Here is a 26,556-nt window from a genome sequence, read left to right on the forward strand (position 1 = left end):
ACGGCATTCCGGCAGGTGGCTACTCGTCGAACTTTCCCCGATGGAATACAGTTTCGCGGCGACAGGTCGATTTTCGGCGTCGGCAGTCTGCATCGCTTCAGAAGGCCGGGTTGCGATGGGCGGTGACCAGTGACACTGCGGACGGCACTGATAGGCGCGGTCGCAGCTATTGGGTGGGCGCCGGTGGCCGCGGGGCTCGTCGCCGCGGTGTACCGGTTTCCGGTCCCTTTCGGCGGCTATGCCAACGGGTTTGACGGCATCCCGACGGCCGCTCTGGCTTCGGTGTTCTATCTGGCCTTGGGTGGGGTGGTGGTGCTCGGCGGGTTTGGCGCGGCGGCAGGAACGACGCTGGCGAAGCTGAACCCGCAACGAGCCGGTGAGCTGACTGTAATGGCGGCCCTGATGATCGCGATTGCCGGTGCCGTTTCACTGGCGCTGCTCGAATATGTCATCGGGCCATGGTGAGACAGCACCCACGCGTCGGCCAACGCATTCGAATCGGTTGTCGCCCTAAAGCCGTCGACTGGCCTCGCTCAGTACGCCGTGCAGGATGTCGTAGATCGCGTCGAACTCCTTCGGGCCGCTGATCAGCGGCGGTGCGAGTTGCACGACCGGATCGCCGCGGTCATCGGCGCGGCAGTACAGCCCGGCCTCGAACAGCGCGGGCGTCAGAAATCCCCGCAGCAGGCGCTCGGACTCCTCGTCGGAAAAGGTGGCCTTACTTGCTTTATCTTTGACCAACTCGATGCCGTAGAAGAAGCCTTCGCCGCGGACATCGCCGACGATCGGCAGGTCGTAGAGCTTCTCGAGCGTGGCGCGCAAGGCGGGCGCGTGTTGCTTGACGTGGTCGTTGATGTTCTCGCGTTCGAAGATGTCGAGGTTGGCCAGCGCCACCGCCGATGAAACAGGATGTCCGCCGAAGGTGTAGCCGTGCGCGAACACCGTCTTGCCGTCGTCGAACGGTTCGAACAACCGGTCGCTGGCGATCATCGCGCCGATCGGTGAGTAGCCCGATGTCAAACCCTTTGCGCAGGTGATGATGTCGGGCACATAGCCGAAGTCGTCACAGGCGAACATCGAGCCGATCCGGCCGTAAGCACAGATCACTTCGTCGGACACCAGCAGCACGTCGTAGCTGTCGCAGATCTCGCGGACCCGCTCGAAGTAGCCGGGCGGCGGCGGGAAACAGCCGCCGGCGTTCTGCACCGGTTCCAGGAAAACGGCCGCGACGGTGTCGGGCCCTTCGAACTCGATGGCCTCGGCGATGCGGTCGGCGCAGTACTGTCCGAAAGCTTTTTCGTCGTCTTGATACGGCGCGGGCGCGCGGTAGAAGTTGGTGTTCGGGACGCGGAAGCCGCCGGGGGTCAGCGGCTCGAACGGCGCCTTGAACTCGGGCAGGCCGGTGATGGCCAGTGCGCCCTGTGGTGTGCCGTGATAGGCGATCGCGCGCGAAACCACCTTGTGCTTACCGGGTTTGCCGGTCAGCTTGAAGTAGTTCTTGGCCAGTTTCCACGCCGACTCGACCGCCTCGCCGCCGCCGGTGGTGAAAAACACCCGGTTCAGGTCGCCGGGTGCATAGTTGGCGACTCGTTCGGCCAGCTCGATCGCGGTCGGTGTGGCATAGGACCACAGCGGGAAGAACGCCAGCTGCTCGGCCTGCTTGGCCGCGGCCTCGGCCAATTCGGCGCGTCCGTACCCCACCTGCACGACGAAAAGCCCCGACAGGCCGTCGATGTAGCTCTTCCCGTTGCTGTCCCAGATCGTGACGCCTTCACCGCGGGTGATGATCGGCGGCGTGATGCCCGCGCCGTGGCGGGCGAAGTGACCCCACAGGTGCCTGTCGGCCTTGGCGGCCAGGTCGGACGCGATCTGGCGGTCGGCGATTGTCATCTGGCGCCCCAATTGTATTGCTGCTTGACGAGTTTGAGGTAGACGAGCGTCTCGGTGGAGGTGACTTCGGGTAGCGCGCGGATCTGTGTGTTGAGGAGGTCGAGCAGGCCGTCGTCATCGGCGCACACCACCTCGACGATCACGTCGAACGAACCCGCCGTCAGCACCACGTAGTCGACCCAATCGATGCCGGCCAGTTTCTCGGCCACCTTGGTGCTGTCGCCTCTGCAGCGGATGCCGATCATCGCCTGGCGCGCGAACCCCAACTGCATCGGATCGGTGACCGCGACGATCTGCATGACGCCCGCATCCACCATGCGCTGCACGCGTTGGCGTACCGCGGCCTCCGAAAGCCCGACCGCCTTGCCGATGCCCGCATACGACCGCCGTCCGTCCTCCTGCAGCTTCTCGATGATCTGCTTGGACAGTTCGTCGAGCTGGAACGACACCGGCCCGACACCGTGCATCGGACCCGGGCCAGCCATGCCCAAGATTGTGCACGGAATCCGTCGTAGCAGGCAACCGTGGCTATGAAATCACGCGTGCGGAGCGGCTTCCGCATATGGAATGCGTCGGTTGGCGTTGGACCTTGGAAATCGCCGGCAGCTAGACTCGGCTCATGACCGCCAGCACGCGGGTCGACGAGTTCGAAGAGCTACGGCCGCACCTGCTGGCCGTGGCGTACCGGCTCACCGGAACCGTCGCCGACGCCGAGGATGTCGTCCAAGACGCGTGGCTGCGCTGGAACCGGGCCGGCGACGACGTCGACGATCTGCGGGCCTGGCTGACCACGGTGGTCAGCCGCCTCAGCCTGGACCGGTTGCGCTCAGCCGCGCATCGGCGCGAGACGTACTTCGGTGAGTGGCTGCCCGAGCCGGTCGTGACGCCGTTGGACGGATCGGATCCGCTGTCGGCCGTCGTCGCGGGCGAAGAGGCCCGGTTCGCAGCGATGGTGGTGCTGGAGCGTCTCACCCCCGACCAGCGCGTGGCGTTCGTGCTGCACGACGGCTTCGACGTGCCGTTCGCCGAGATCGCCGACGTGCTCGGCGTCAGCGCGGCGTCAGCCCGCCAACTGGCGTCTCGGGCCCGGCGCGCCGTCGCGGCCGCGCCGCCGCCCGTGTCCGACGACACCCACAACGAGGCGGCCGCGGCGCTGATGGCAGCGCTGACCAGCGGCGACATGGAAGCCGTTGTGCGACTTCTCCATCCAGACGTCACCTTCACCGGCGACTCCAACCGCAGGGCGCCGACGGCTCCGCGCGTCATCCACGGCCCCGACAAGGTGGCGCGGTTCCTGTTCGGGCTGGCCCGCCGCTACGGGCCGGGCTGGCTGTCGTCCAACGAGCTGGCGTTGGTCAACGGTCAGCTGGGCAGCTACACGCCAGGCCTGCCCGCCGCCGAGGGCTATCCCGAGTTGACGCCGCGCGTGACCGCGATGACCGTGCGCGACGGAAAGGTCTGTGCCATATGGGATATCGCCAACCCCGACAAGTTCACGGGTTCACCGCTGGTTCGTCCTTCGCCCACGGCACCCGGCACGCGTCACCGGAGTTGAAACCCTGTTCGGTGATGCCGAGCGCGGAATACATGCGCGCCCGCATGTTTTCCACGCCGACTTGATACGTCAGCTCGATCACGCCGGCGTCGCCGAATCGCCGCTTGAGGTCCTCGACCTGGTCATCGGTGATGGTGTGCGGGTCGGTGGACATGGCGTCGGCGTAGGCGATGGCCGCGCGCTCGTCATCGCTGAACAGCGGTGAGCTGGCGTACTCATCCACGTACTTGAGCCTTGCCACGTCGAGGCCGTCGAGGCGTTGCAGCATCGAACCGAAGTCCACGCACCACGAGCAGCCGACGGTGCGTGCGGTCCAGAACACCGCGAGCTCCCGCACGCTGACGGGCAGCTTCTTGGAGCCCGACTGCAGCATGCCTTCGTGGACGACGTTGGCCAGCATCAGTCGCGGATGATGCGCGGCGACGGCGAACGGCTCGGGCACCTCGCCGAACCGCCGCTTGGCGACCCGGTAGAGGATTCTGGTCAGCAGCGAGGCCTGCTGCGGGGTGACGGGTGCGATACGGGTCTTCGGTGTTTTCTCGGTCATACCAATAGGACGAGACGGCCGGCTGATATGTGACGCGTTTTCGTTCGCCGAAGCGGTTTCGGTGCGCAAACATGCGATGTGCGCTGGTTTGCACACCGAAATCACCACTTAGCGGGCGAACATCAACGCGCGCTTGACCTCCTGGATGGCCTGGGTGACCTGGATGCCGCGCGGGCAGGACTCAGTGCAGTTGAACGTGGTGCGGCACCGCCACACCCCGTCGACCTCGTTGAGGATGTCGAGACGTTCGGCGGCGCCCTCGTCGCGGCTGTCGAAGATGAACCGGTGCGCGTTGACGATGGCGGCCGGGCCGAAGTAGGAGCCCTCGACCCAGTACACCGGGCAGCTCGTCGTGCAGCACGCGCACAGGATGCACTTGGTGGTGTCGTCGTAGCGGGCGCGGTCGGTCTGGCTCTGAATGCGTTCGCGCGTCGGGGGATTGCCGCTGGTCATCAGGTAGGGCTTGATGGCGCGGTAGGCGTCGAAGAACGGCTCCATGTCCACCACGAGGTCCTTCTCCACGGGCAGGCCGCGGATCGGCTCGATCGTGATGGTCAGCTGCTTCTTCGGGTTCTTGGGCAGCATGTCGCGCATCAGCACCTTGCAGGCCAGCCGGTTGACGCCGTTGATACGCATGGCATCCGAACCGCACACCCCGTGCGCGCACGACCGCCGGAACGTCAGCGTGCCGTCGAGGTACCACTTGACGTAGTGCAGCAGGTTCAGCAGTCGGTCGGTGGGCAGACACGGCACCCGGAAACTCTGCCAGCCGGCCGCGTCGGGGTCCTCCGGGTTGAACCGGGCGATCTTCAGCGTCACCATCACCGCGCCCTCCGGGACGGGCGGCAGTGGCGCGTCGGTCTTGTCGACGTCGGATGTGACGGTCATCAGTACTTCCGTTCCATCGGCTCGTATCGCGTCTGCACCACCGGCTTGTAGTCCAGTCGAATGTCGCTGAGCAGATCCGTGCCCTGTTTGTAGGCCATCGTGTGGCGCATGTAGTTGGTGTCGTCGCGGTTGGGGTAGTCCTCGCGCGCATGGCCGCCCCGCGACTCCTTGCGGTTGAGCGCACCGACGACGGTGACCTCGGCCAGCTCCAGCAGGAAGCCCAGCTCGATCGCCTCGAGCAGGTCGCTGTTATAGCGTTTTCCTTTGTCGTGCACTGTGATTCGGCTGTAGCGCTCCTTGAGCGCGTGGATGTCGGTCAGCGCCTGCTTGAGGGTTTCCTCGGTGCGGAACACCGCGGCGTTGTTGTCCATCGACTGCTGCAGCGCCCCGCGGATGTCGGCGACGCGTTCGTTGCCGTGTTCGGAGAGCACGTGCCCGACCCAGCCGACGACCATGCCGGCCGGGTCCGGCGGCAGGTCGACGTGGTCGTGGCCCAGCGCGTAGTTGGCCGCGGCGATGCCCGCGCGGCGGCCGAACACGTTGATGTCCAGCAGCGAGTTGGTGCCCAGCCGGTTGGCGCCGTGCACCGACACGCACGCGCATTCCCCCGCGGCGTAGAGGCCGGGCACGACGGTGGTGTTGTCGGCGAGCACCTGCCCGTTGACGGTGGTCGGGATGCCGCCCATCACGTAGTGACAGGTCGGATAGACCGGCACCAGTTCGTTGACCGGGTCCACACCCAAGTAGGTGCGGGCGAACTCGGTGATGTCGGGCAGCTTGGCCTCGAGCACGTCGGCGCCCAGATGGCGCACGTCGATATAGACATAGTCCTTGTTCGGCCCGGCGCCGCGGCCCTCGAGCACCTCGAGCACCATCGAGCGCGCGACGATGTCGCGCGGTGCCAGGTCGACGATCGTCGGCGCGTAGCGCTCCATGAACCGCTCACCGTCACCGTTGAGCAGCCGCCCGCCCTCACCGCGCACGGCCTCGGAGATCAGGATGCCCAACCCGGCAAGGCCGGTCGGGTGGAACTGGTGAAATTCCATGTCCTCCAACGGAAGTCCCTTACGGAACACGATGCCCAGCCCGTCGCCGGTCAGGGTGTGCGCGTTGGAGGTGGTCTTGTACATCCGGCCCGAGCCGCCGGTGGCGAACACGACCGCCTTGGCGTGGAAGATGTGGATGTCGCCGGTGGCCAGCTCGTAGGCGATGACGCCGGTGGCCACCGGACCCGACGGTGTCTCGGTGATCGCGATGTCGAGCGCGTAGAACTCGTTGAAGAACTCGACGTCGTGCTTGACGCAGTTTTGGTACAGGGTCTGCAGGATCATGTGGCCGGTGCGATCAGCGGCGTAGCAGGCGCGGCGCACCGGCGCCTTGCCGTGATCACGGGTGTGCCCGCCGAAGCGGCGCTGGTCGATCCGGCCCTCAGGGGTGCGGTTGAACGGCATCCCCATCTTCTCCAGATCGAGCACCGCGTCGATGGCTTCCTTGGCCATGATCTCGACGGCGTCCTGGTCGGCGAGGTAGTCGCCGCCCTTGACGGTGTCGAAGGTGTGCCACTCCCAGTTGTCCTCTTCGACGTTGGCCAGCGCGGCGCACATCCCGCCCTGCGCCGCGCCGGTGTGGCTGCGGGTCGGGTACAGCTTGGTCAGCACCGCGGTGCGGGCGCGTGGCCCGGCCTCCACCGCGGCGCGCATACCCGCTCCGCCTGCGCCGACGATGACGACGTCGTAGCGATGTTCAAGAATCATTCATCAAACTCCGATGTTGGCGTCGAAGGTGACCAGGACGTATGTTCCCAGCACCAACGTGAAACCCGTGGCCAGCAACAACAGCGAATTCAGATAGAACTTGGTGACGTTCTTGCGCGAATAGTCGCCGATGATCGTGCGCATGCCGTTGGCGCCGTGCAGCATCGCCAGCCACAGCAGCGCCATGTCCCAGATCTGCCAGAACGGCGACGCCCAACGTTCGGCGACGTAGTTGAAGTCGATGCGGTACACACCGTCCTGCCACATCAGCATCACGAACAGGTGGCCGAGCGCCAGAAACACCAACGCCACACCGGAAAAGCGCATGAACAGCCAGGCGTACTTTTCGAAGTAGGGGATCCCCCTGGCGCGCCGCGGCGAGCGGGGATGGTCCAGCCCCGCCGGCCGGTCGTATTCCTTCTGCATCACCGGGGCGGCGCGGCCCTCACGGTGATGCGGCGTCCACTTCTGTCCGGTCGGCGCGCTCACAGGAACCGCTCCGCCATGTGCATGCCGATCACGCCGACCGCCGGGATGAAGACGGCGAGGAACACGCCGACGACGATCCACAGCAGCTGGCGCTGATAGCGCGGCCCGTGTTGCCAGAAGTCGATGAGGATGACCCTGACCCCGTTCAGCGCGTGGTAGAGCACCGCCACCACGAGCCCGATCTCCATCAGGCCGACGATCGGTGTCTTGTAGGTGTCGATGACCGCGTTGTAGGCCTGCGGGCTGACCCGCACCAGCGCGGTGTCGAGGACGTGCACGAACAGGAAGAAGAAGATCGTCGCGCCGGTGATGCGGTGCAGTACCCACGACCACATGCCGGGATCGCCCCGGTACAGGGTGCGTCTGGGCGACGGTTTCGGTCGCGCAACCGCCTCCGAAGTGCCGCCGGACGTCACCCCGGAAGTCTGAGTACTCATCTGGCCTCCAACGTCTTCGGTGAACGCGTGGGCGTGGGTGATCGTTCGGCCGGTTTGCACTGCACACCCAACCCTCGGGGCGACTCTAAACCCAGTCGCACTACTAAACGAACTACGGTTTAGGTGTCCGTGCACCAAAAACGCCAAATTAGGGTTATCAATTTCACAGTCGCTACGGCGACGTCAAACAGTGGAACGCATCGGAGAATCGGGCCAGCGGAGGTGGCATGCCAGCCGATATCGACTGGAAAACATTGCGGTACAAGGCAACCGAGGTCAGCGCCCACGCCTATGCGCCGTATTCCGGGTTCGCGGTGGGTGCGGCGGCCCTGGTTGACGACGGCCGGATCGTGGTCGGCGCCAATGTGGAGAATGTCTCATATGGTCTTGGCCTCTGCGCCGAGTGCGCAGTGGTCTGTGACCTCCATTCCAGCGGCGGTGGACGCCTGATTGCGCTGTCGTGCGTGAACGCAGCGGGTGAGCTGTTGATGCCGTGCGGGCGGTGCAGGCAGGTGCTGCTCGAGCACGGCGGCCCCGAAATGCTGATCGACCATCCGCGCGGGCCTCGAGCGCTCGGTGAACTGCTGCCCGATGCGTTCGGCCCGCAGGATCTGGCCGGGCGCAAGGAAACCCGGTGACCACGGCCGCGAACGTGGGTTACCCGCACGCGTCGGGCGAAAAAGCGTGTCACGACCCCACACTCGGCGGCAAAGACAATGTCGCGGTCCTTTGACGCTCCGACGGTCATCCGGACCAAGCGCGACGGCGGCGTGCTCTCCAATGCGGCCATCGACTGGGTGATCGACGCCTACACGCACGGCACCGTGCCCGACGAACAGATGTCGGCGCTGTTGATGGCCATCTTCCTGCGCGGGATGACCGGCGCCGAGATCGCGCGCTGGACGTCGGCCATGGTGGCCTCGGGGGACCGGCTGGACTTCTCCGACCTGCGCCGCGGCGGTAAACCGCTGGCGCTGGTCGACAAACACTCCACCGGCGGGGTGGGCGACAAGATCACCATCGCGCTGGTGCCGGTGGTGATGGCCTGCGGCGGTGCGGTACCGCAGGCCGCCGGGCGGGGGCTCGGCCACACCGGCGGCACCCTCGACAAGCTGGAGTCCATCGAAGGGTTTTCCGCCGAGATGCCCACAGCCCAGATCCGCCAACAACTTTGCGATCTGGGTGCGGCGATCTTCGCCGCCGGCGAGCTGGCTCCCGCCGACCGCAAGATCTACGCCCTGCGCGACGTGACCGCCACCACCGAATCGCTGCCGCTGATCGCCAGCTCGGTGATGAGCAAGAAGATCGCCGAGGGCACCCGGGCGCTGGTGCTGGACACCAAGGTGGGCTCCGGTGCGTTCCTGAAGACCGAAAGCGAGTCCCGGCAGCTGGCCCAAACCATGGTCGAACTCGGCGCCGCCGCGGGGTTGGTGACCCGCGCGCTGCTGACCGACATGTCGACCCCGCTGGGCCGCACCGTCGGCAACGCGGTCGAGGTGTCCGAATCGCTGGAGGTGCTGGCCGGCGGCGGTCCGGCCGACGTCGTGGAGCTGACGCTGACGCTGGCCGCCGAGATGCTCGACGCCGCCGGGATCGACGGGGTCGATCCTGCCGAGACGCTGCGCGACGGTTCGGCGATGGACCGGTTTCGCGCCCTGGTCGCTGCCCAGGGCGGGGATGCGACGCAGAAACTGCCGGTCGGCGCGCACACCGAGACCGTGACCGCACCCCGAAATGGCACGATGGGAAGCATCGACGCGATGGCAGTAGGACTGGCGGTGTGGCGGCTCGGTGCGGGCCGCGTGGTCCCGGGCGAGCGGGTTCAGCCCGGCGCCGGGTTGCGCATCCACCGACGTCCCGGCGAGCCCGTCGCCGCCGGTGAGACACTGTTCACGCTCTACACCGAAACGCCGGAGCGGTTCGTCGGCGCGGTCGCCGAACTCGACGGCGGCTGGTCCGTCGCCGACGCCGCGCCCCCGTCGCGTCCGTTGATCATCGACCGGATCACGCCATGACCACACCGCTGACCTTGGAGAACATCCGCCGCGCCCCCAAGGCGCTGCTGCACGACCACCTCGACGGCGGGCTGCGCGCGGCCACCATCGTCGAGTTGGCCGAGGCCACCGGCTACACCGGGCTGCCCGCCACCGACGCCGACGAGCTGGCGACCATCGTGCGCACTGCCGCGCACAGCGGGTCGCTGGAGCGCTACCTCGAACCGTTCGCCTACACCGTCGGCGTGATGCAGACCCCGGAAGCGCTGCACCGGGTGGCCTACGAGTGCGTCGAGGACCTCGCCGCCGACAACGTGGTCTACGCCGAGATCCGGTTCGCCCCCGAACTGCACATCGACGGCGGGCTGTCGATGGACGCGGTCGTCGACGCGGTACTGGCCGGCTTCGTCGACGGGGAAAAGGCCGCCGCCGCCGAGGGCCGCCCCATCACGGTGCGCTGCCTGGTCACCGCGATGCGCCATGCCGCGCGGTCGCTGGAGATCGCCAAACTCGCGATCCGCTTCCGCGACAAGGGCGTCGTCGGCTTCGACATCGCCGGCGCCGAAGCCGGACATCCACCGACCCGGCACCTCGACGCCTTCGAGTACATGCGAAGCAACAACGCGCGCTTCACCATTCACGCCGGCGAGGCATTCGGCCTGCCGTCAATCCACGAGGCGATCGCCTATTGCGGCGCCGACCGGTTGGGCCACGGGGTGCGCATCGTCGACGACATCTTCGAGGAGCCCGGCCGCCCGGTCCGATTGGGCAGGCTGGCATCGCTGCTGCGCGACAAGCGGATTCCGTTCGAGATGTGTCCGAGCAGCAATGTGCAGACCGGTGCGGTAGCCAGCATCGCCGAGCATCCGTTCGATCTGCTGGCCCGGCAACGCTTCCGCGTCACCGTCAACACCGACAACCGGCTGATGAGCGACACCTCGATGAGCCAGGAGATGCTGCGGTTGGTCGAGGCGTTCGGCTACGGCTGGACGGATCTGCAGCGGTTCACCATCAACGCGATGAAATCGGCGTTCATCTCTTTCGACGAACGGCTCGCGCTCATCGACGACGTGATCAAGCCGCGCTACGCCGTGCTGATCGGCTAGCGCTTGTCGGCCCACCGCCCGAGCAGCCGGGCCGCGTCGGTGCACAGCCGCTCGATGACATCCGCGGCGGATTCGACGGTGTCCAACACCCCGACACCCTGCCCGGCGTTGATCGGCGCCGACCGGAGGTCTTCGGCGGCGACGGCCGCGGCCAGCGCGTCGCGCTCGGCGTCGCCGAGTTCGGCTTCCCTGCCGATCCACTTGTCGGCGAATGCGTTGCGCAGCACCCGTTCTGGAAGTGTGTCGGGCCACGGGTAGCCCTGTGCGACGTCGAACACCCGGGTGGTCACCGTGTCGGTGTCGCGGGCATCGAGCAGCGCCTGGCGCACGGCGGGGGAGACCGACGCTTCCAGGCAGGCGCTGAACGCGGTGCCCACCCACGCCGCCGATGCGCCCGCCGCCAGCACGGCGGCCACCCCGCGGCCCGACGAGATCCCGCCGGCGGCCAGCACCGGTAGCCGGTGGCGGTCGAGCACCGAGGTGAGCAGCGGCAGGGTGCCCACCCGCGGCGCGCCGTGTCCGCCGCCTTCGGCGCCGCGCGCGATCAGCACGTCGACGCCGGCGTCGACCGCGCGCTGCGCCGCCGCGAGGTCACCGACCTGCGTCGCGGTGATGACGCCTGCGTCGCGGGCGGGCGCCACCCAGAAGAAGTCGTCACCGAAACCGACCGACAGCAACGCGGGACGCGCGGCCAGCGCCGCGTCGAGCAGCCCCGGTTCGGCGGCGGCGACCCAGTCCACCAGCCCGATGCCGAACGGTGCCGCCAGCTCGGCCAGGTCAGGTAACTCGACAGTCAGCTTCGTCGCCGACGCGGAGCTGCCCATCCCGAGCATGCCCAGGCCTCCGGCCCGCGACACCGCGGCGGCGAGCGCGGCCCCTGCCACTCCGCCCATCGGCGCGTTGACGATCGGGACGCGAAGACCCATCCGGGCCGACCAGTCGGTCGCCAGCATCAGCCGTAGGCTTGCTCCGGGCGCAGCCGCGACTCCACGAACGCCTCGAGTTCCTCCCACTGCGAAACGGCCTTGGCGTACGGCGGTTCGGGGCGGTTCACGCTCTTGGGATCCAGCACGTGGGCGATCAGCCGACCCAGCGGCTGGTTCACGTTCAGGGTCTGCTCCACCGTGGGGTCTTCGGCGTAATCGCCGACGTCCCTGAGCAGTTCGACCGCGAGCTCGAGCTGGTCGCGGTCCAGCGCGTCGGGCCCCTCGGCGACGTCGTCGACCAGACCGGTCAGCACGTAGACGTTCTCGTCGATGATCTCGATCTGCAGCGACCCGTCGGTGGCCGCGGTGCGGATGTCGTCGTAGGTGGCCAGGTCCGACAGGTCGTGGTCGTGTTCGTCGGCCAGGTAGCGCGCGAGCGCGCGTTCGGAGCCGAACACGCTGACCCGCCCGTTGCGGCCCAGAAAGACCGGCCGGTCGTCGAGGTAGCAGCGCAGCGTGTAGTAGGTGCCTGCGCTGGCCATGATCTGGACCGGGTCGATGCCCACCTTGGCCCAGAAGTCCTCGTCGCTGCCCAGCACCAGGTTGGTGGCCTGGCCGGCGAGCGCTTCGGATTCCGCGTCTTCCTCGGTGTCACCGGACGCGGCTTCGGCGATGATCTCGTCGACGGGTTGCTCGTCGAAGTCGGGTTCGGGGGCGGGTTCGGCCAGCTCGGCCGCGGCCTTCTCGGAGGCCACCGCGTCGACGTCGGGGATGGTGATCACCTCGTCGAGCGCATCGATGACGCTGTCCCAGCCGCGGTGGATCACCGTCGAGATCTCGCCCCAGCGCTTGCGCCCGGCGCGCCCGCTGAACGCCTCGATGCCGCCGCCGATGGTGCCCAGCACCGGGTTGCCGTTGAAGAACTTGGTGATCGGCGGAAGCTCGCACACCGAGCCGATGGCCGAGACCACCGCCAGCGTGCGGTGCACCTTGGTGACCGCCTCCTCGCTGGGCTTCTTCTCGGCGAGCAGTTCGGCCACACCGATGACGTCGAACTGGCGGTCTTCGGGGGGATCGAGCCGGTGCGCGTTGGCCTCGGTCAGCTTCTCCCACGCCGGATGGTCGTCGAGGTCGTTGTCGTTGTTGCCCCGCACGAACGCCACCATGTCGGCCACGGATTCGAACGCGTACAGGTCCTCGTCCTTGCCGAGGAAGGCCTCCCACTCGTCGCCGGCATCGCGCCAGCGTGGAGCCCACAACGTGTACAGGTCACCCTTGGTCAGCCCGAGCCGGATCGGCACGATGTCAGCAGCCATGGCGCACAGCCTAACCACCTGGGCTGGGCGGGCCTCACGCCGTCGGGCGCCAGAAGCCCTGGAACCCCTGTCCCGCGTTGTCGGTGCGGATCGCGGACAGCTTGACCGGATCGCCCGCCTCGATCATCGTCCCGTTGCCCACGATCATCGCGACGTGCCCGTCCCACACCGCGAGGTCGCCGGGCCGCAGTGAACCCGCGTCGACGGCGGCGCCGACGTCCTGTTCCTGCGCCAGCCGCGGAATGCCCAGCCCCGCTTCGCCGTAGGCCCACTGAGTCAGGCCGCTGCAGTCCAGGCCGACGCCCGGGGTAATGCCGCCCCATTCGTAGGGCACGCCCAGCTGCGTCAACGCGTGGCGCACCGCGCTGGCGGCCACCGCGTTGGGCGCCAACGCGACGCTGCCGTCGGGTAGCCGGATGGCCACGCCGTCGCCGAACGTCGTCGCGTCGGGGGTGGTTGACAACGACTCGGGTTTCACCCACTCGCCGAGGTCGGCCAGCCCCGAACCCGCCGGGCCCATCGGCGCGCCGCCCAACCCGGACGGTGCGGCCGGTATGGCCATTCCGGCGGGCGTTGTGGTGGCCGCCGGGGCCGGGGCTGCCTGGGGTGCTGAGGCCGGCAGCGCCGCGGCATGGTCGTCCAGGTCGGCTTCCAGCTGCGCGACGGCGGCGACCGCCTCGTCCAGCGCGCGTCGCGCCGCGGCCAGCAGCTTCTCCGTCGCGCCGGGGGAGTCGAGATAGGGCTCCAGCGCGGCGGCGCGGGCCTCGAAGTCGTCGACGATCTCCGCCAACCGGCGGTGCGCCTGGGCGACGGCCTCTGCCGCGGTGCGTGCCGCCGCGCCCAACCGGTCGACGTGGTCGGCGAGGTCGTCGATGGCCGCCGCCGTCGAGGCGAGGTAGCCGTCGGCCCCGTCGGCGCCCGCACCGGACCACGACGCGTGCGCGTCGCGCCACGCCACCCGAACCGAGGCCGCCACGTCGTCGAGCGCGTCGCGCACGGTGCCGAGCACGACGGCCGAGTCCTCGGCCCAGCCGGGCCCGACCAGGTGCTGTAACTCGCGTATCGGCGCCGACAGCGCCGCCACCAACGCTGTGGGCACCGTCAGACGCCGGTGATGCGGGCGCGCGCACCGTCGTCGGCGGCGTCGTACGCGGCGGCTGCGGAATAGGCGGTGCGCCCTGACGACGCGAGCCGTTCGCTCAGCGCCGTGAGGACGTGCGCCCCGTCGGCGGCCGCCTGCTCGAGCGCGGTCACAAAGCGGGCCCCGACGGGCCCGAGGTTCGGGGGCGGCAACGACGCCAGCACGGCGGCGACGTCGGCGAGTTCGGCGGCATGGGTGGCGGTGGCAGACCCCAGGTGGCGGATCGCATCGGTATCGGCGCGCATGTGGTTATGACGCACGGGAGCGCCGCTCGGTTCCATTAGTGTTCGGCGCATGGATGTGCGCGTCGTCGATCACCCGTTGGCCGCCGCGCGGCTGAGCACCCTGCGCGACGAGGCGACGGGCAACGCGGGCTTCCGCGCGGCGCTGCGCGATCTGACGCTGATGCTGGTGTACGAGGCCACCCGCGACCTGCCCGTCGAGCCGGTCACGGTGCGCACCCCGATCGCGGCGACCACCGGGTGCCGGCTGGCCAACCCGCCGCTTCTGGTGCCCGTGCTGCGCGCGGGGCTGGGCATGGTCGACCAGGCCCACGCGCTGATCCCCGAAGCGTTGGTCGGCTTCGTCGGTGTGGCCCGCAACGAGGAAACACTCCTGCCCACACCGTATTTGGAGTCGCTACCCGACGATTTGAGCAACACGCCGGTGATGGTGCTCGATCCGATGCTCGCCACGGGCGGGTCGATGTGCCACACCATCGAGCTGTTGGTCTCGCGCCACGCCGCCGACATCACCGCGATCTGCGTGGTGGCCGCGCCGGAAGGCCTTGCCGCGGTGGAGAAGGTGGCCCCGGATCTGCGGCTGTTCACCGCGACCATCGACGACGGCCTCAACGACATCGCCTACATCGTGCCGGGCCTCGGCGACGCCGGCGACCGCCAGTTCGGCCCGCGCTGACCGCGGGGCAAGGGGGCAATCAGAAGCGCTCGGCGACCGCGGTGAGCTCATCCTGCAGGGCTTGCGCGCGGCTGCGTGCCGCTTCGAGGTCACCGCTGTCACTGCACCGGACCTCGATGTAGGACTTGACCTTTGGCTCGGTGCCCGACGGCCGCACCACCAGGCGCAGCGAGATGTGCTCGTCGCCGCCGGTCAGGATCAACGCGTCGGTGCGCAGCGGGCCGTCGTCGTCGCGCAGGTCGGTGATGGTGACGTTGTAGTCGGCCAGCTCCTCGGGCGGGGTGCGACGTAACCGGTCCATCACGGCCGCTGCCTCGTGCGCGTCGTCCACCTGCCGCGACACCGCGGTGGTGGTGTGCACACCGTGGCGGCGGGCCAGGTCGTCGAGCGCGTCGAGCAGCGTGTGCCCGCGGTGTTTCATCGCGGTGACCAGATCGCACGCCAGCACGGCCGCGCTGATGCCGTCCTTGTCGCGAACCGCGGCCGGGTCGACGCAATGGCCGATGGCCTCCTCGTAGGCGTACACCAGCGTGCAGCCGGGCAGGTCGTTGTCGGCGCGGGAGAGCCACTTGAACCCGGTGAGCGTTTCGACGTGACGCGCGCCGTGCTCGGCGGCCAGCGCGGCCAGCATCCGCGACGACACCACCGTGCTGGCCACCACCGTGGACTCGGTGACCGGACCCGGCTCGATCTGCGACAGAATGTAATCGCCCAGCAGCCAACCTGTTTCGTCGCCGGTCAGCATCCGCCAGCCGTCGGGTGTGGGCACGCCGATCGCGCACCGGTCGGCGTCGGGGTCCAGCGCCACGGCGATGTCGGCGTCGACATCGGCGGCCAGCTGCAGCAGTGCCTCGGTTGCGGCGGGATCTTCGGGATTCGGCGACGATACGGTGGGGAAGTCCGGGTCGGGCGCGAACTGCTCCTCAACCACATGCACATCGGAGAACCCCGCACGCACCAGCGCATCCATCACGAACTCCCCGCCGACGCCGTGCAACGGCGTCAGCGCCACCCGCACCGAACCGTGAGTGTGCCGCACCTGCGCCGCACGCTCCACGAACGCCTGCACCTCGTCGACACCGGCCGGTTCGACGGCGACGCGCTCGATTTCGTCGGCGTGGGGAGCCTCGGCCATCGCCTGCTCGATCTCGCGGTCGGTGGGCGCCACGATCGGATAGCCGTCCTCGAAGTACACCTTGTACCCGTTGTCGGTCGGCGGGTTGTGCGATGCAGTGATCATGATCCCGGCGACTGCCGACTGGCGGCGCACCGCGAACGGAACTACCGGCGTCGGCACCGCCGTGAACATCAGCGTGACGGTAAAACCCTGGGCGGCAAGCACTTCAGCGGCAGCCAACGCGAAATCGTCCGAGCTGTGCCGCGCGTCGCGCCCGACGACGACGTTTTGGCCCGACAGCCCGCGGTCATGCAGCACCTTGGCCACCGCCCACGTCGCGCGCAGCACGACGGCCAGGTTCATTCCGTTGGGTCCGGCGCGCAGCGGCGCGCGCAACCCCGCCGTCCCGAACGTCAGCGGGTTGGCGAACCGCTCGGCTAGCTCTTCCTCGCTGCACTCCTTGAGCTCGGCGGCGGTTCGGTGATCGGGGTCGTGGGCAATCCACTCCTGCGCGGTGGTCGATGTCCGCGACAAAGTCATGCGGCTAGTGTGCCCACTTTCTTGTCGGCATAAGCCCGGTTGTCGTCAGATCCGCGCGATGACGTCTGCGAGCAGTGCGCCCATCCGCGTCGCGGACTGCCGGCCCGCCGCCAGCACCTCCTCGTGGTTCAGCGGTGCGCCGGTCATCCCGGCCGCCAGGTTCGTCACCAGCGACACGGCCAGCACCTCGGCCCCGGCGGCGCGGGCCGCGATCGTCTCGTGCACGGTCGACATGCCGACGAGGTCGGCGCCCAGCGTGCGCAACATGCGGATCTCGGCGGGCGTCTCGTAGTGCGGCCCGACGAGCCCCGCGTAGACACCTTCGGTGAGCGCGGGCTCGATCTCGCGCGCGACGCCACGCAACCGCGGCGAGTAGGCGTCGACCAGGTCGACGAACTGTGCGCCGACCAACGGTGAGCGCCCGGTCAGGTTGAGGTGATCGCTGATCAGCACCGGCTGGCCCACCACGAAGTCGTCGCGCAACCCTCCGGCGGCGTTGGTCAGCACCACGGTGTGCACCCCGCTGGCGCACGCGGCCCGCACGGGATGCACCACATGGCGCAGCTCGTGGCCCTCGTAGGCGTGGATCCTGCCGACGAACACCAACACCTGCCGCTCGCCGATGCGCGTCGACAGCAGCCGGCCGCCGTGTCCCTGCGCGGTTGGCGGGGTGAACCCGGGCAGTTCGGCCACCGCGATCTCGGCAGTCGCGTCGCCGAACGCCTCGACGGCCGGAGCCCAGCCCGAGCCGAGGATCACGGCTACGTCGTGGCGGTCGACGCCGGTGCGGTCGCCGATGGCGCTCGCCGCTTCGCGGGCCATCGCGTCCGGGGTCGTCACGCTGGGCAGCTTAACCGTCGAAATCGGCCGCCATCGGAGCAGTGAGATACTGCCAGAATGTCCGCTTCCACCGCGTCGGGTCGCGTCGAAGACGCCGTTACCCGACGCCGTGGCGATCTGGTCGAGCTGCAGGCAAGGCGGGCGGCATGACCGTCCTGAGGCACGCCGCCGCGCGTTGGCTGTCGTCGCGCTCTGCGGACCTGGTGGGTTGGCGCAGGCACATCCACGCCCATCCGGAGTTGGGGCGTCAGGAGTTCGGCACCACCCAGTTCGTCGCCTCGCGTCTGGCCGACGCCGGCCTCAACCCCAAGGTGCTGCCCGGGGGTACCGGACTGACGTGTGACTTCGGACCCGAACACGGCCCGCGGATCGCGTTGCGCGCCGACATGGACGCGCTGCCGATGGCCGACCGCACCGGCACGCCGTTCGCGTCGGTGGTGCCCAACGTCGCGCACGCCTGTGGTCACGACGCCCACACCGCGATGTTGTTGGGGGCGGCGCTGGCGCTGGCGTCGGTGCCCGAGCTGCCGGTGGGGGTCCGGCTGATCTTTCAGGCCGCCGAGGAGTTGATGCCGGGCGGCGCGATCGACGCGATCGCCGCCGGTGCGTTGACCGGGGTGTCGCGGATCTTCGCGCTGCACTGCGACCCGCGGCTGGCGGTCGGGCGGGTCGCGGTGCGGGCCGGCCCGATCACGTCGGCGGCCGACCAGCTGGAGGTCACGCTGGACTCGGCCGGCGGGCACACGTCGCGACCGCACTTGACCGGCGACCTGGTGTACGGGCTGGGCACATTGATTACCGGGGTGCCCGGGGTGCTGTCGCGCCGCATCGACCCACGCAACAGCACCGTGATGGTGTGGGGCGCGGTCAACGCGGGCGTCGCGGCCAACGCGATCCCGCAGACCGGCACGTTGGCCGGCACCATCCGCACCGCCAGCCGCGATACCTGGGAGACACTGGAAGCGATTGTGCGCGAAGCGGTTTCGTCGCTGTTGGCGCCGCTGGGTCTCGAGCACAGCCTGCAGTACCGGCGTGGGGTACCGCCGGTGGTGAACGAGGAAATCTCCACGCGCGTCCTGACCCATGCGATCGAGGTGATCGGCCCCGACGTACTGGCCGACACCCGCCAGTCCGGCGGCGGCGAGGACTTCTCCTGGTATCTCGAGGAGGTGCCCGGCGCGATGGCGCGGCTGGGCGTGTGGTCGGGTCGCGGTCCGCAGCTGGACCTGCACCAGCCGACGTTCGACATCGACGAGCGGGCGCTGGCGGTGGGGGTGCGGGTGCTGGTCAACATCGTGGAGCAGGCGGCGCGGTACTAGGACTCGGCGCGCGCCGATACCACCTGTCGAAATCAGTGCTAGCGGCGAGATTGCAGTCAGGGCTGTGGTGCCGGGTGCAGCTTGTTCGGTATTGCGAATCGCAGGCTATGGGCGAGATTGCGGCCAGGGTCGTGATCGGGTGTCCACAGCCGTGTGCGCAGTCTCGGTCGTAGCGCGAAATTTGTCAGTGGGTCCGGTCAGCATCGCGGCATGGACGACGTCTTCATCGGCAGCGAAGCTCTGGCTGACGGCGTGCTCACCCGCGGGCAGCTGCGGTGGAATTACCGGGCCCTCTACCCCGACGTCTACATCCCTGCAGGGCCCACCCCGTCGCTGTTGCAGCGCGCCGTTGGCGCCTGGTTGTGGTCGGGGCGTCGAGCAGTGGTCGCGGGCCTGGCCGCTGCTGCCCTGCACGGCGCGCGATGGATCGACGAGTCCATCGATGTCGAGCTGATCTGGCGTAACGCCCGCCCACCTGACGGAATCGTCGTGCGAAACAGCCAAATTCAAACCGACGAAATCGTGCAGATCGCCGGGTTGCCCATCACCACAGCGGAGCGCACGGCCTTCGACCTAGCCCGCCACTGCCCACGCAACGCCGCGGTCCCCCGCTTGGATGCGCTTGCCTCGAAAACGGGCATCAACGCGCTCGACGTGCAGCCGCTCGTAGACCGCTATCGGGGAACGCGACACTGGTGGCGGGCCGTGGATGCGCTGGGTCTGATGGACGGCGGGTCGCAGTCGCCAGTGGAATCCGTGGTTCGTCTCGCTCTGATCGGCGCCGGCTTTCCCGCGCCGAGGACGCATTTCACCGTGACGGACGGCCAGCGCACCGCGGTCATCGCGATGGGATACGAAGCGCCTATGGTGGCCGTCGAATTCGGTGCCGTAACACCGGACTTTGTTGTGAGAAGGGGGTGGAGGATGATCCGGGCGGCCGATTCGGGAAATCTGAAGACCATCGTGGGCCTGGTGCGGATGGCAGTGATCGAGCGCGGCTACCCGCTGTGGAAGCTGCGCCGCGTCGGCTAGGACCCCGGCGACCCCGGCCCGATGTTCCGCGCCGGCCGGGTCCGCAGATCGTGCACGTACTCCGATGGCGCGCCCGCGATCTCGGCCGCATCGGCCATGACGCCGAGATAGCGCGCCGACGGTAGGCCGCCCTCCCAGGCGTCGACGACATAGAGCCAGGCCAGCACCGGATCCGTGGTGGTGTCTGAGGACAACCGGTCCACCCGGCACCGGATCTTCTTGTGAAAGCCCAGCTCAGAGCCTTCCCAGCGGTCCAGGTTGGCCTCGTCGTCCTTGGTCATGTCGTAGAGCACGACGAACACCTTCGAGGACGGATCCTCGACCAGGGTGGCCAGCGCGCCTTCCCAGCCGATGTCCTCGCCGGCGAACGTCAGCCGCCACCCATGCAGCCACCCCGTACCTGCCATCGGCGAATGAGGGGCCCGCTGCAACATCTGCTCCGGATGCATGTTGGATCCGTACGCGGCATAGAGCGGCACGGACAAAGACTAAGCGTTGGTGCGTCGGCAGGGCGATCAACCTCCCGCTTCGTTAGGTTGGGGGCGTGCCAACCCGCATCGTGATCATCGGCGGAGGGCCCGCCGGCTATGAAGCCGCACTGGTGGCCGCCGCCCGCGCGGAGGTCACCGTCGTCGACGCCGACGGCATCGGCGGCGCGTGCGTGCTGTTCGACTGTGTGCCGTCCAAGACGTTCATCGCCTCGACGGGTGTGCGCACCGAACTACGCCGAGCCCCCGACCTCGGATACGACTTCGAGTTCAGCGACGCCAGTATCTCGCTGCCGCAGATCAACAAGCGGGTCAAGGCGCTGGCCGCCGCGCAGTCCGCCGACATCGCCGCACGGCTGCGCAACGAGGGCGTCACGCTGATCGCGGGCCGCGGCGAGCTGATCGACGCCGTCCCCGGCATGGCCACGCACACCGTCAAGGTCACCGGCCACGACGGCACCGTGGACACGCTGACCGCCGACGTCGTGCTGATCGCCACCGGCGCCAGCCCCCGCGTGCTGCCCGGCGCACAACCCGACGGTGAGCGCATCCTGAACTGGCGCCAGCTCTACGACCTCGACACGCTGCCCGAACATCTCGTCGTCGTCGGATCCGGCGTCACCGGCGCCGAGTTCGTCAACGCCTACACCGAGCTCGGCGTGAAGGTCACCGTGGTGGCCAGCCGCGACCAGATCCTGCCGCACGAGGACTCCGACGCTGCCGCGGTGCTGGAGGAAGTGCTGGCGTCCCGCGGTGCGACGCTGGTCAAGAACGCCCGCGCCGACTCGGTCAGCCGCGCCGGGGCCGGGGTGCTGGTGACCATGACTGACGGCCGCGCCGTCGAGGCCAGCCACGCGCTGATGACCGTCGGCTCGGTGCCCAACACCAGCGGCCTCGGGCTCGAACGCGTCGGCATCGAAGTCGACGACGGCGACTACCTCAAGGTCGACCGGGTGTCGCGCACCTCGGTGCCGGGGATCTACGCCGCGGGGGATTGCACGGGGCTGATGCTGCTGGCCTCGGTGGCCGCCATGCAGGGCCGCATCGCGATGTACCACGCGCTGGGCGAGGCGCTCGAACCGATTCGGCTGCGTACCGTGGCTGCTGCGGTGTTCACCCGCCCGGAGATCGCGGCGGTCGGGGTGCCGCAGTCACGCATCGACGACGGTTCGGTGCCGGCCCGCACGGTCATGCTGCCGTTGAACACCAACGCCAGGGCCAAGATGAGCAGCCTGCGCCGCGGCTTCGTCAAGATCTTCTGCCGGCCCGCCACCGGGGTGGTGATCGGCGGCGTGGTGGTGGCCCCGATCGCCTCCGAGCTGATCCTGCCCATCGCGTTGGCGGTGCAGAACGGCAACGACGTCAAGGATCTGGCGCACACGTTCTCGGTGTATCCGTCGCTGTCGGGGTCGGTCACCGAGGCCGGCCGACAGCTGATGGCGCACGACGATCTGGATTGACCGCACGTAACGTGGAACAAGTGAGTGACCCCACCCCGGCCAACCCGCAGACCCTTCTGGGACCCGAGCAGCGGGCCTCGGCTTGGCAACGTCTGGGCAGCGAGCAGTTCGATGTCGTGGTGATCGGCGGGGGAGTCGTGGGCGCGGGAGCGGCGTTGGACGCGGCGACGCGCGGGCTCAAGGTCGCGCTCGTCGAGGCGCGCGATTACGCGTCGGGCACCTCGAGCCGGTCCTCGAAGATGTTCCACGGCGGGCTGCGCTACCTCGAACAACTCGAGTTCGGGTTGGTCCGCGAGGCGCTGTACGAGCGGGAGCTGGCGTTGACGACGCTGGCCCCGCACCTCGTCAAACCGCTGCCGTTCCTGTTCCCGCTGACCAAGCGGTGGTGGGAACGGCCCTACGTCGCGGCGGGCATCTTCCTCTACGACCAACTCGGCGGTGCCAAATCGGTGCCCGCCCAGAAACATCTGACCCGCGCCGGTGCGCTTCGGCTGTCGCCGGGGCTCAAGCGGACGTCGTTGATCGGCGGAATCCGCTACTACGACACCGTCGTCGACGACGCCCGGCACACCTTGACGGTGGCCCGCACGGCCGCCCACTACGGCGCCGTGGTGCGGTCCTCGACGCAGGTGGTGGCGTTGCTGCGGGAGGGTGACCGGGTCATCGGCGTGCAGGTGCGCGATTCGGAGGACGGCGCGGTCACCGATGTGCGCGGGCACGTCGTCGTCAACGCCACCGGGGTGTGGACCGACGAAATCCAGGCGTTGTCCAAACAGCGCGGCCGGTTCCGGGTCCGGGCGTCCAAAGGTGTGCACGTGGTGGTCCCGCGCGACCGGATCGTCAGCGAGGTGGCCATCATCCTGCGCACCGAGAAGTCGGTGCTGTTCGTGATCCCCTGGGGCACGCACTGGATCATCGGCACCACCGACACCGACTGGAACCTGGACCTGGCCCACCCCGCCGCCACCAAGGCCGACATCGACTACATCCTCGGCGAGGTGAACAAGGCCCTGGCCACACCGCTGACCCACGACGACATCGACGGCGTCTACGCGGGCCTGCGTCCGCTGCTGGCGGGGGAGAGCGAAGAGACCTCCAAGCTGTCGCGTGAGCACGCCGTCGCGGTGCCCGCACCCGGGCTGGTGGCCATCGCCGGCGGCAAGTACACCACCTACCGGGTGATGGGCCAAGACGCGATCGACGCGGCCGCGGAGTTCATCCCGGCCCGGGTCGCGACGTCGATCACCGAGAAGGTGCCGCTGATGGGCGCCGACGGCTACTTCGCGTTGATTAACCAGACCCAGAGCGTCGGCGCGCACTACGACCTGCACCCCTACCGAGTTCGGCATCTGCTGGACCGATACGGCTCGACCATCGGCGAAGTGCTGCAGATGGCCAGCCAAGAAGGGGCAGCGCGGCCCGACCTCCTGGATCCGATCACCGAGGCGCCCGTGTATCTGAAGGTGGAGGCGTACTACGCCGCGGCCGCCGAGGGGGCGCTGCACCTGGAAGACATCCTGGCGCGGCGCATGCGGATCTCGATCGAATACCCGCACCGCGGGGTGGACTGCGCCCGGGAGGTGGCCGAAATCGTCGCGCCCGTACTGGGCTGGACGCCCCAGGACGTGGACCGCGAGGTGGCCACCTACTGTGCGCGCGTCGACGCCGAGGTGCGCTCCCAGCAGCAGCCCGACGACGAATCCGCTGATGCGCTGCGGGCGGCCGCTCCGGAGGCGCGTGCCGAGATCCTCGAACCCGTTCCGTTGAGTTGAGCCGCGCCGCGCCGCTTCCGGTGCCGCCGGGTTTCGAGGGGATCGGGCCCGCGCGCGTGCGGCTGTTCGGCGGACCGGTGCTGGCCGAGTTGGAGTCGCGGTTCGGAACCGGCGCCCGCGCCAAGGTGCTCGCCGGTGAGGTGGTCGACGCCGACGGCGCCGTCGTCACCGATTCCACGGTGCTGCCGCCCGGTGCGCACGTGTACCTGTACCGCGAGCTGCGCGACGAGGTGCCGGTGCCGTTCGACGTGGGACTGCTGCACCGCGACGACGACATCGTCGTGGTGGACAAACCGCACTTCCTGGCGACGATGCCGCGCGGGCGCCACGTCGCGCAGACCGCGCTGGTGCGGCTGCGCCGCGAACTCGACCTGCCGGAGCTGGCCCCGGCGCACCGGCTGGACCGGCTGACCGCCGGAGTCCTGCTGTTCACGGCACGCCGCGAGGTTCGCGGCGCGTATCAGTCGCTGTTCGCCGCCGGGGCGGTGCGCAAGACGTACCGGGCCCGCGCGAAGGTAGCCACGAACCTTGAGTTTCCGCTCGTGGTCCGCAGCCGGATCGTCAAGCGTCGCGGGCAACTGCAGGCGGTCGAGGAGCCCGGCGCACCGAACGCCGTCACGCGGATCGAGCACCTCGGCGGCGGGCTGTACCGGCTGACCCCGACAACCGGGCGCACCCACCAGCTGCGGGTACACATGGCCGCGCTCGGGCTGCCGATCATCGGGGACCCGCTGTATCCGCACCCGCTTCACGTCGCGCCCGACGACTTCACGCAGCCCCTGCGATTGCTGGCGCAACGCCTGGCGTTCGACGACCCGATCACCGGGCAGCCTCGCGAATTCGCCAGCACCCGCGCGCTATGACCGTCGGACCTCAGCGCGTCACGTCGGGCGGATCCCCCGGGTTCGAGCCGGCGGCGATGACCGCGCGGTTGCGTTCGGCGACCGTTCGCAACACCATCTTGACCAGCCACCGGTCGTAGCTGAGGTAACCGTTGACCTCGTTCTCCACATCGGTGGTCTGGGTGTAGATTGCCCCCGACAGCCCGCCCCGTCGCACGATCTGCTCGAGGTCGCGGCTCACCTCGACGTAGCGCTCGGTCAGCCGGGCCTGGCTGTCGGTCATCTCGTAGGCCTCGGGCCGGCCCGGCCACCGGTTCCTGGCCAGCACCAGCCCCAGGCCGCCGTACTCACCGTCGACCACGACCCGGTGCTCGGGCGCGGGTGGCGGATCGTCGAGTCTGCGGGCGCGTTCGTCGCGCCGGTCGGGCCAGACGGGCCTGCCGGGCCCGACGTAGGTGTGGTCGTCGTAGATGTCGCCGGCACGGCTGTCGGGCCGGGACTTACAACAGTTCACGCCGCTGTTGGCGTTGACCATGCGCGTCGGGTCCTGCGCCTTGACCTGCTCGGCGATCCTGGCGGTGTCGAACTCGCCCCAACCCTCGTTGAACGGCACCCAGCCGATGATCGACGTGACGCTACGCAGCAGATCGACCATCTCGGCGAGCTCACGTTCGAAGTGCGCCTTGGCCTGCGGGCTGGGGTCGGGCGCCGGCCCCGTCGGCGGGTCGAGCGAGACGTCCAGCGACGGCATGTCCTGCCACACCAGCAAGCCCAGCTTGTCGGCCCAGTAGTACCACCGCGCCGGCTCCACCTTGGCGTGCTTGCGCACGAAGTTCAGGCCCAACGCCTTGGTGCGTTCGAGGTCGAACTTCAACGCGTCGTCGGTGGGTGCCGTGTAGATCCCGTCGGGCCAGTAGCCCTGGTCGAGCGGTCCGTGCAGGAACGTGATCTTGTCGTTCAACGCGATCCGCGGCCGGCCCCGCGCGTCGGGCACGACGCCGACGGTGCGTAGGCCGGCGTAGCTGCGCACGTCGTCAGCCACCTTCCCGGACGCGGCGACGAGCCGCACCCGAAGGTCATACAGGTATGGGTCCTGCGGGCTCCACAGCCGCGGTTCTGGCACCCGGACGCGCAGCGGCTCGCCGACCTCCCCGGACACGCGCGCCACCTCCGCGCCGTCGGGTTCGGAGACGACGACCTCGGCGATGCCGTCGGTGCCGTCGGAAACATGGGGCGTGACGGTCAAACCGGTCAGGTCGGAGGTGATGTCGAGCTTCTCGATGTGCGCGGCGCGCACCGGCTCCATCCACACCGTCTGCCAGATGCCCGACGCCCCCGTGTAGAACAGCCCGCCGGGCCGGCTGCGCTGCTTGCCCACCGGAAACGGGTTGTCCTCGTTGCGGTCCTCGACGCGCACCGTCAACTCCTGGCTGCCCGACCACCGCAGCGCTTTGGTGATGTCGGCGCTGAACGCGGTGTATCCGCCTTCGTGGTGGGCGACCTGCTGGTCGTTGACCCAGACGGTGGCGATCTGGTCGGCGGCGCCGAAATGCAGCAGCACGCGTTGGCCGCGCCAGGTGCCCGGCACCTCGAAGGTCCTGCGATACCACATCTGATCGTCGTGGCGTTCGATACCGGACAGCGCCGACTCGGTGGGGTAGGGCACCAGGATCTTCTCGTCGTACGCGGCGGCCGACGGCGGGCTGGAGAACGCCTCGGCGGCCGAGCGGCCGGTGTAACCCCACAGCCCGTTGAGGTTGTGCCACCGTTTCCGGACCAGCTGCGGGCGTGGATATTCCGGAAGCGCGTTGTTCGGTCCGACCAGGTGCGTCCACGGCGTCGACAGCGGCGGCCTCTTGCGTTGCCACGCTTCGGCGGCGTGCGCGGGGGTAGCGACCGTGGCGGCGACGGTCAGCAGCGCCGAACCGACGACCAGGAAACGCAGCAGGCGCAGGCGGACGGGTTGCGCCCAGCGTTGCGAGGGCAGGTTGGCAGACATCAAACTTCCCCACGTTGGGATCCGGCGAAGAACCGACGTGGCGGCGCCAACCCCGAAGGTCCCCCGACCGCCGCGGACGTCGCAGCAAACATACCGGTAAGTCGGGGACAAAGCTACCGGCTTCGCACGCCAAGGTTTTCGCTAAATGGCTAGACAACGGCGCAGTGCGGGCGAACGAACTGACAC

25 protein-coding genes and 1 pseudogene are annotated in these 26,556 nt (G+C 68.8%); 11 read left to right on the forward strand and 15 right to left on the reverse strand.

Going from position 1 to position 26,556, the window contains the following annotated elements:
- Window positions 1-183 precede the first annotated feature (183 nt).
- Window positions 184-465 (forward strand): hypothetical protein, encoded by a 282-nt coding sequence (locus ABQF13_RS12095; protein ID WP_448392975.1) that lies wholly within the window; start codon window positions 184-186, stop codon window positions 463-465.
- A gap of 45 nt (window positions 466-510) precedes the next feature.
- On the opposite strand, the gene ABQF13_RS12100 is transcribed toward ABQF13_RS12095, so the two are convergent.
- Together ABQF13_RS12100 and ABQF13_RS12105 are read right to left on the reverse strand one after the other, a co-directional pair.
- A complete protein-coding gene (locus tag ABQF13_RS12100) occupies window positions 511-1,890 on the reverse strand; it encodes an aspartate aminotransferase family protein (protein ID WP_448392976.1) in 1,380 nt (459 codons plus the stop codon).
- Window positions 1,887-2,375: an Lrp/AsnC family transcriptional regulator gene (locus ABQF13_RS12105; protein ID WP_448392977.1), complete on the reverse strand. Its 489-nt coding sequence runs from the start codon at window positions 2,373-2,375 to the stop codon at window positions 1,887-1,889. Before ABQF13_RS12105 ends, ABQF13_RS12100 begins: the two co-directional genes overlap by 4 nt.
- Before the next feature lie 134 nt (window positions 2,376-2,509).
- Between ABQF13_RS12105 and ABQF13_RS12110 the strand changes: the two genes are divergently transcribed.
- Window positions 2,510-3,445 (forward strand): sigma-70 family RNA polymerase sigma factor, encoded by a 936-nt coding sequence (locus tag ABQF13_RS12110; protein ID WP_448392978.1) that lies wholly within the window; start codon window positions 2,510-2,512, stop codon window positions 3,443-3,445.
- Here the strand turns inward: ABQF13_RS12110 and ABQF13_RS12115 are convergent.
- From ABQF13_RS12115 to sdhC, 5 genes and pseudogenes are all read right to left on the reverse strand, one after another.
- Window positions 3,384-3,983, reverse strand: a pseudogene (locus tag ABQF13_RS12115) (carboxymuconolactone decarboxylase family protein); the annotation flags it as partial. The gene ABQF13_RS12110 and the pseudogene ABQF13_RS12115 overlap by 62 nt on opposite strands.
- Window positions 3,984-4,100: 117 nt before the next feature.
- The gene (locus ABQF13_RS12120; RefSeq protein WP_448392979.1) at window positions 4,101-4,880 is read right to left on the reverse strand and encodes a succinate dehydrogenase iron-sulfur subunit; all 780 of its coding nucleotides are present in this window, start codon (window positions 4,878-4,880) and stop codon (window positions 4,101-4,103) included.
- Window positions 4,880-6,634: a succinate dehydrogenase flavoprotein subunit gene (gene sdhA, locus ABQF13_RS12125; RefSeq protein ID WP_448392980.1), complete on the reverse strand. Its 1,755-nt coding sequence runs from the start codon at window positions 6,632-6,634 to the stop codon at window positions 4,880-4,882. Before sdhA ends, ABQF13_RS12120 begins: the two co-directional genes overlap by 1 nt.
- Window positions 6,635-6,637: 3 nt before the next feature.
- The gene (locus ABQF13_RS12130) at window positions 6,638-7,060 is read right to left on the reverse strand and encodes a succinate dehydrogenase hydrophobic membrane anchor subunit (RefSeq protein WP_448393141.1); all 423 of its coding nucleotides are present in this window, start codon (window positions 7,058-7,060) and stop codon (window positions 6,638-6,640) included.
- A 59-nt stretch (window positions 7,061-7,119) separates the two neighbouring features.
- A complete protein-coding gene (gene sdhC, locus ABQF13_RS12135) occupies window positions 7,120-7,560 on the reverse strand; it encodes a succinate dehydrogenase, cytochrome b556 subunit (protein WP_448392981.1) in 441 nt (146 codons plus the stop codon).
- Window positions 7,561-7,787: 227 nt separating this feature from the next.
- Between sdhC and ABQF13_RS12140 the strand changes: the two genes are divergently transcribed.
- From ABQF13_RS12140 to ABQF13_RS12150, 3 genes are all read left to right on the forward strand, one after another.
- Window positions 7,788-8,198: a cytidine deaminase gene (locus tag ABQF13_RS12140; protein WP_448392982.1), complete on the forward strand. Its 411-nt coding sequence runs from the start codon at window positions 7,788-7,790 to the stop codon at window positions 8,196-8,198.
- 78 nt (window positions 8,199-8,276) lie between these two features.
- A complete protein-coding gene (locus tag ABQF13_RS12145) occupies window positions 8,277-9,575 on the forward strand; it encodes a thymidine phosphorylase (protein WP_448392983.1) in 1,299 nt (432 codons plus the stop codon).
- Window positions 9,572-10,660 (forward strand): adenosine deaminase, encoded by a 1,089-nt coding sequence (locus ABQF13_RS12150; RefSeq protein WP_448392984.1) that lies wholly within the window; start codon window positions 9,572-9,574, stop codon window positions 10,658-10,660. The genes ABQF13_RS12145 and ABQF13_RS12150 overlap by 4 nt, the downstream gene beginning before the upstream one ends.
- On the opposite strand, the gene ABQF13_RS12155 is transcribed toward ABQF13_RS12150, so the two are convergent.
- From ABQF13_RS12155 to ABQF13_RS12170, 4 genes are read right to left on the reverse strand one after another with little or no spacing between them, the layout of a single operon-like run.
- Window positions 10,657-11,613 (reverse strand): NAD(P)H-dependent flavin oxidoreductase, encoded by a 957-nt coding sequence (locus ABQF13_RS12155; protein WP_448392985.1) that lies wholly within the window; start codon window positions 11,611-11,613, stop codon window positions 10,657-10,659. The genes ABQF13_RS12150 and ABQF13_RS12155 overlap by 4 nt on opposite strands.
- Window positions 11,613-12,902 carry a protein export chaperone SatS gene (gene satS, locus ABQF13_RS12160; protein ID WP_448392986.1) on the reverse strand — a complete coding sequence of 430 codons (1,290 nt, stop codon included), beginning with the start codon at window positions 12,900-12,902 and terminating at the stop codon, window positions 11,613-11,615. The genes ABQF13_RS12155 and satS overlap by 1 nt, the downstream gene beginning before the upstream one ends.
- A 34-nt stretch (window positions 12,903-12,936) precedes the next feature.
- Window positions 12,937-14,001, reverse strand: a complete 1,065-nt coding sequence (locus tag ABQF13_RS12165; protein WP_448392987.1) for a C40 family peptidase — start codon at window positions 13,999-14,001, stop codon at window positions 12,937-12,939.
- A 2-nt stretch (window positions 14,002-14,003) separates the two neighbouring features.
- Window positions 14,004-14,288, reverse strand: a complete 285-nt coding sequence (locus tag ABQF13_RS12170) for a hypothetical protein (RefSeq protein ID WP_448392988.1) — start codon at window positions 14,286-14,288, stop codon at window positions 14,004-14,006.
- A gap of 49 nt (window positions 14,289-14,337) precedes the next feature.
- Here ABQF13_RS12170 and upp point away from each other — a divergent pair, with 49 nt between their 5' ends.
- Window positions 14,338-14,961 (forward strand): uracil phosphoribosyltransferase, encoded by a 624-nt coding sequence (upp, locus tag ABQF13_RS12175; RefSeq protein WP_448392989.1) that lies wholly within the window; start codon window positions 14,338-14,340, stop codon window positions 14,959-14,961.
- 19 nt (window positions 14,962-14,980) lie between these two features.
- Here upp and ABQF13_RS12180 read toward each other — a convergent pair whose 3' ends face one another.
- Both ABQF13_RS12180 and ABQF13_RS12185 read right to left on the reverse strand, forming a co-directional pair.
- Window positions 14,981-16,618 carry a phospho-sugar mutase gene (locus tag ABQF13_RS12180; protein ID WP_448392990.1) on the reverse strand — a complete coding sequence of 546 codons (1,638 nt, stop codon included), beginning with the start codon at window positions 16,616-16,618 and terminating at the stop codon, window positions 14,981-14,983.
- 45 nt (window positions 16,619-16,663) lie between these two features.
- Window positions 16,664-17,440, reverse strand: coding sequence for a purine-nucleoside phosphorylase (locus ABQF13_RS12185; protein WP_448393142.1), 777 nt, complete (start codon window positions 17,438-17,440; stop codon window positions 16,664-16,666).
- A 164-nt stretch (window positions 17,441-17,604) separates the two neighbouring features.
- Between ABQF13_RS12185 and ABQF13_RS12190 the strand changes: the two genes are divergently transcribed.
- Both ABQF13_RS12190 and ABQF13_RS12195 read left to right on the forward strand, forming a co-directional pair.
- The gene (locus ABQF13_RS12190) at window positions 17,605-18,777 is read left to right on the forward strand and encodes an amidohydrolase (RefSeq protein ID WP_448392991.1); all 1,173 of its coding nucleotides are present in this window, start codon (window positions 17,605-17,607) and stop codon (window positions 18,775-18,777) included.
- A 210-nt stretch (window positions 18,778-18,987) separates the two neighbouring features.
- Window positions 18,988-19,809 (forward strand): type IV toxin-antitoxin system AbiEi family antitoxin, encoded by an 822-nt coding sequence (locus ABQF13_RS12195; protein ID WP_448392992.1) that lies wholly within the window; start codon window positions 18,988-18,990, stop codon window positions 19,807-19,809.
- On the opposite strand, the gene ABQF13_RS12200 is transcribed toward ABQF13_RS12195, so the two are convergent.
- Complete coding sequence (locus ABQF13_RS12200; RefSeq protein WP_448392993.1) at window positions 19,806-20,288, reverse strand: gamma-glutamylcyclotransferase family protein; 483 nt, start codon at window positions 20,286-20,288, stop codon at window positions 19,806-19,808. The genes ABQF13_RS12195 and ABQF13_RS12200 overlap by 4 nt on opposite strands.
- Window positions 20,289-20,353: 65 nt before the next feature.
- Here ABQF13_RS12200 and ABQF13_RS12205 point away from each other — a divergent pair, with 65 nt between their 5' ends.
- From ABQF13_RS12205 to ABQF13_RS12215, 3 genes are read left to right on the forward strand one after another with little or no spacing between them, the layout of a single operon-like run.
- A complete protein-coding gene (locus ABQF13_RS12205) occupies window positions 20,354-21,757 on the forward strand; it encodes an NAD(P)H-quinone dehydrogenase (RefSeq protein WP_448392994.1) in 1,404 nt (467 codons plus the stop codon).
- 20 nt (window positions 21,758-21,777) lie between these two features.
- Window positions 21,778-23,529: a glycerol-3-phosphate dehydrogenase/oxidase gene (locus tag ABQF13_RS12210; RefSeq protein ID WP_448392995.1), complete on the forward strand. Its 1,752-nt coding sequence runs from the start codon at window positions 21,778-21,780 to the stop codon at window positions 23,527-23,529.
- Entirely contained in the window at window positions 23,526-24,392 is an 867-nt protein-coding gene (locus tag ABQF13_RS12215) for a pseudouridine synthase (RefSeq protein ID WP_448392996.1), read from the forward strand. The genes ABQF13_RS12210 and ABQF13_RS12215 overlap by 4 nt, the downstream gene beginning before the upstream one ends.
- 10 nt (window positions 24,393-24,402) lie before the next feature.
- On the opposite strand, the gene ABQF13_RS12220 is transcribed toward ABQF13_RS12215, so the two are convergent.
- Complete coding sequence (locus tag ABQF13_RS12220) at window positions 24,403-26,370, reverse strand: glycoside hydrolase family 2 protein (RefSeq protein ID WP_448392997.1); 1,968 nt, start codon at window positions 26,368-26,370, stop codon at window positions 24,403-24,405.
- Window positions 26,371-26,556: the final 186 nt, after the last annotated feature.

The organism is Mycolicibacterium sp. XJ879 (assembly GCF_053483935.1).

What these genes read in the sequence shown, in the direction of transcription:
- ABQF13_RS12100 (WP_448392976.1), bottom strand. Translation starts at nt 1,890, where the DNA reads ATGACAATCGCCGACCGCCAGATCGCGTCCGACCTGGCCGCCAAGGCC.
- ABQF13_RS12105 (WP_448392977.1), bottom strand. Translation starts at nt 2,375, where the DNA reads ATGGCTGGCCCGGGTCCGATGCACGGTGTCGGGCCGGTGTCGTTCCAG.
- ABQF13_RS12110 (WP_448392978.1), top strand. Translation starts at nt 2,510, where the DNA reads ATGACCGCCAGCACGCGGGTCGACGAGTTCGAAGAGCTACGGCCGCAC.
- ABQF13_RS12120 (WP_448392979.1), bottom strand. Translation starts at nt 4,880, where the DNA reads ATGACCGTCACATCCGACGTCGACAAGACCGACGCGCCACTGCCGCCC.
- sdhA (WP_448392980.1), bottom strand. Translation starts at nt 6,634, where the DNA reads ATGATTCTTGAACATCGCTACGACGTCGTCATCGTCGGCGCAGGCGGA.
- ABQF13_RS12130 (WP_448393141.1), bottom strand. Translation starts at nt 7,060, where the DNA reads ATGCAGAAGGAATACGACCGGCCGGCGGGGCTGGACCATCCCCGCTCG.
- sdhC (WP_448392981.1), bottom strand. Translation starts at nt 7,560, where the DNA reads ATGAGTACTCAGACTTCCGGGGTGACGTCCGGCGGCACTTCGGAGGCG.
- ABQF13_RS12140 (WP_448392982.1), top strand. Translation starts at nt 7,788, where the DNA reads ATGCCAGCCGATATCGACTGGAAAACATTGCGGTACAAGGCAACCGAG.
- ABQF13_RS12145 (WP_448392983.1), top strand. Translation starts at nt 8,277, where the DNA reads ATGTCGCGGTCCTTTGACGCTCCGACGGTCATCCGGACCAAGCGCGAC.
- ABQF13_RS12150 (WP_448392984.1), top strand. Translation starts at nt 9,572, where the DNA reads ATGACCACACCGCTGACCTTGGAGAACATCCGCCGCGCCCCCAAGGCG.
- ABQF13_RS12155 (WP_448392985.1), bottom strand. Translation starts at nt 11,613, where the DNA reads ATGCTGGCGACCGACTGGTCGGCCCGGATGGGTCTTCGCGTCCCGATC.
- satS (WP_448392986.1), bottom strand. Translation starts at nt 12,902, where the DNA reads ATGGCTGCTGACATCGTGCCGATCCGGCTCGGGCTGACCAAGGGTGAC.
- ABQF13_RS12170 (WP_448392988.1), bottom strand. Translation starts at nt 14,288, where the DNA reads ATGCGCGCCGATACCGATGCGATCCGCCACCTGGGGTCTGCCACCGCC.
- upp (WP_448392989.1), top strand. Translation starts at nt 14,338, where the DNA reads ATGGATGTGCGCGTCGTCGATCACCCGTTGGCCGCCGCGCGGCTGAGC.
- ABQF13_RS12180 (WP_448392990.1), bottom strand. Translation starts at nt 16,618, where the DNA reads ATGACTTTGTCGCGGACATCGACCACCGCGCAGGAGTGGATTGCCCAC.
- ABQF13_RS12185 (WP_448393142.1), bottom strand. Translation starts at nt 17,440, where the DNA reads ATGGCCCGCGAAGCGGCGAGCGCCATCGGCGACCGCACCGGCGTCGAC.
- ABQF13_RS12190 (WP_448392991.1), top strand. Translation starts at nt 17,605, where the DNA reads ATGACCGTCCTGAGGCACGCCGCCGCGCGTTGGCTGTCGTCGCGCTCT.
- ABQF13_RS12195 (WP_448392992.1), top strand. Translation starts at nt 18,988, where the DNA reads ATGGACGACGTCTTCATCGGCAGCGAAGCTCTGGCTGACGGCGTGCTC.
- ABQF13_RS12220 (WP_448392997.1), bottom strand. Translation starts at nt 26,370, where the DNA reads ATGTCTGCCAACCTGCCCTCGCAACGCTGGGCGCAACCCGTCCGCCTG.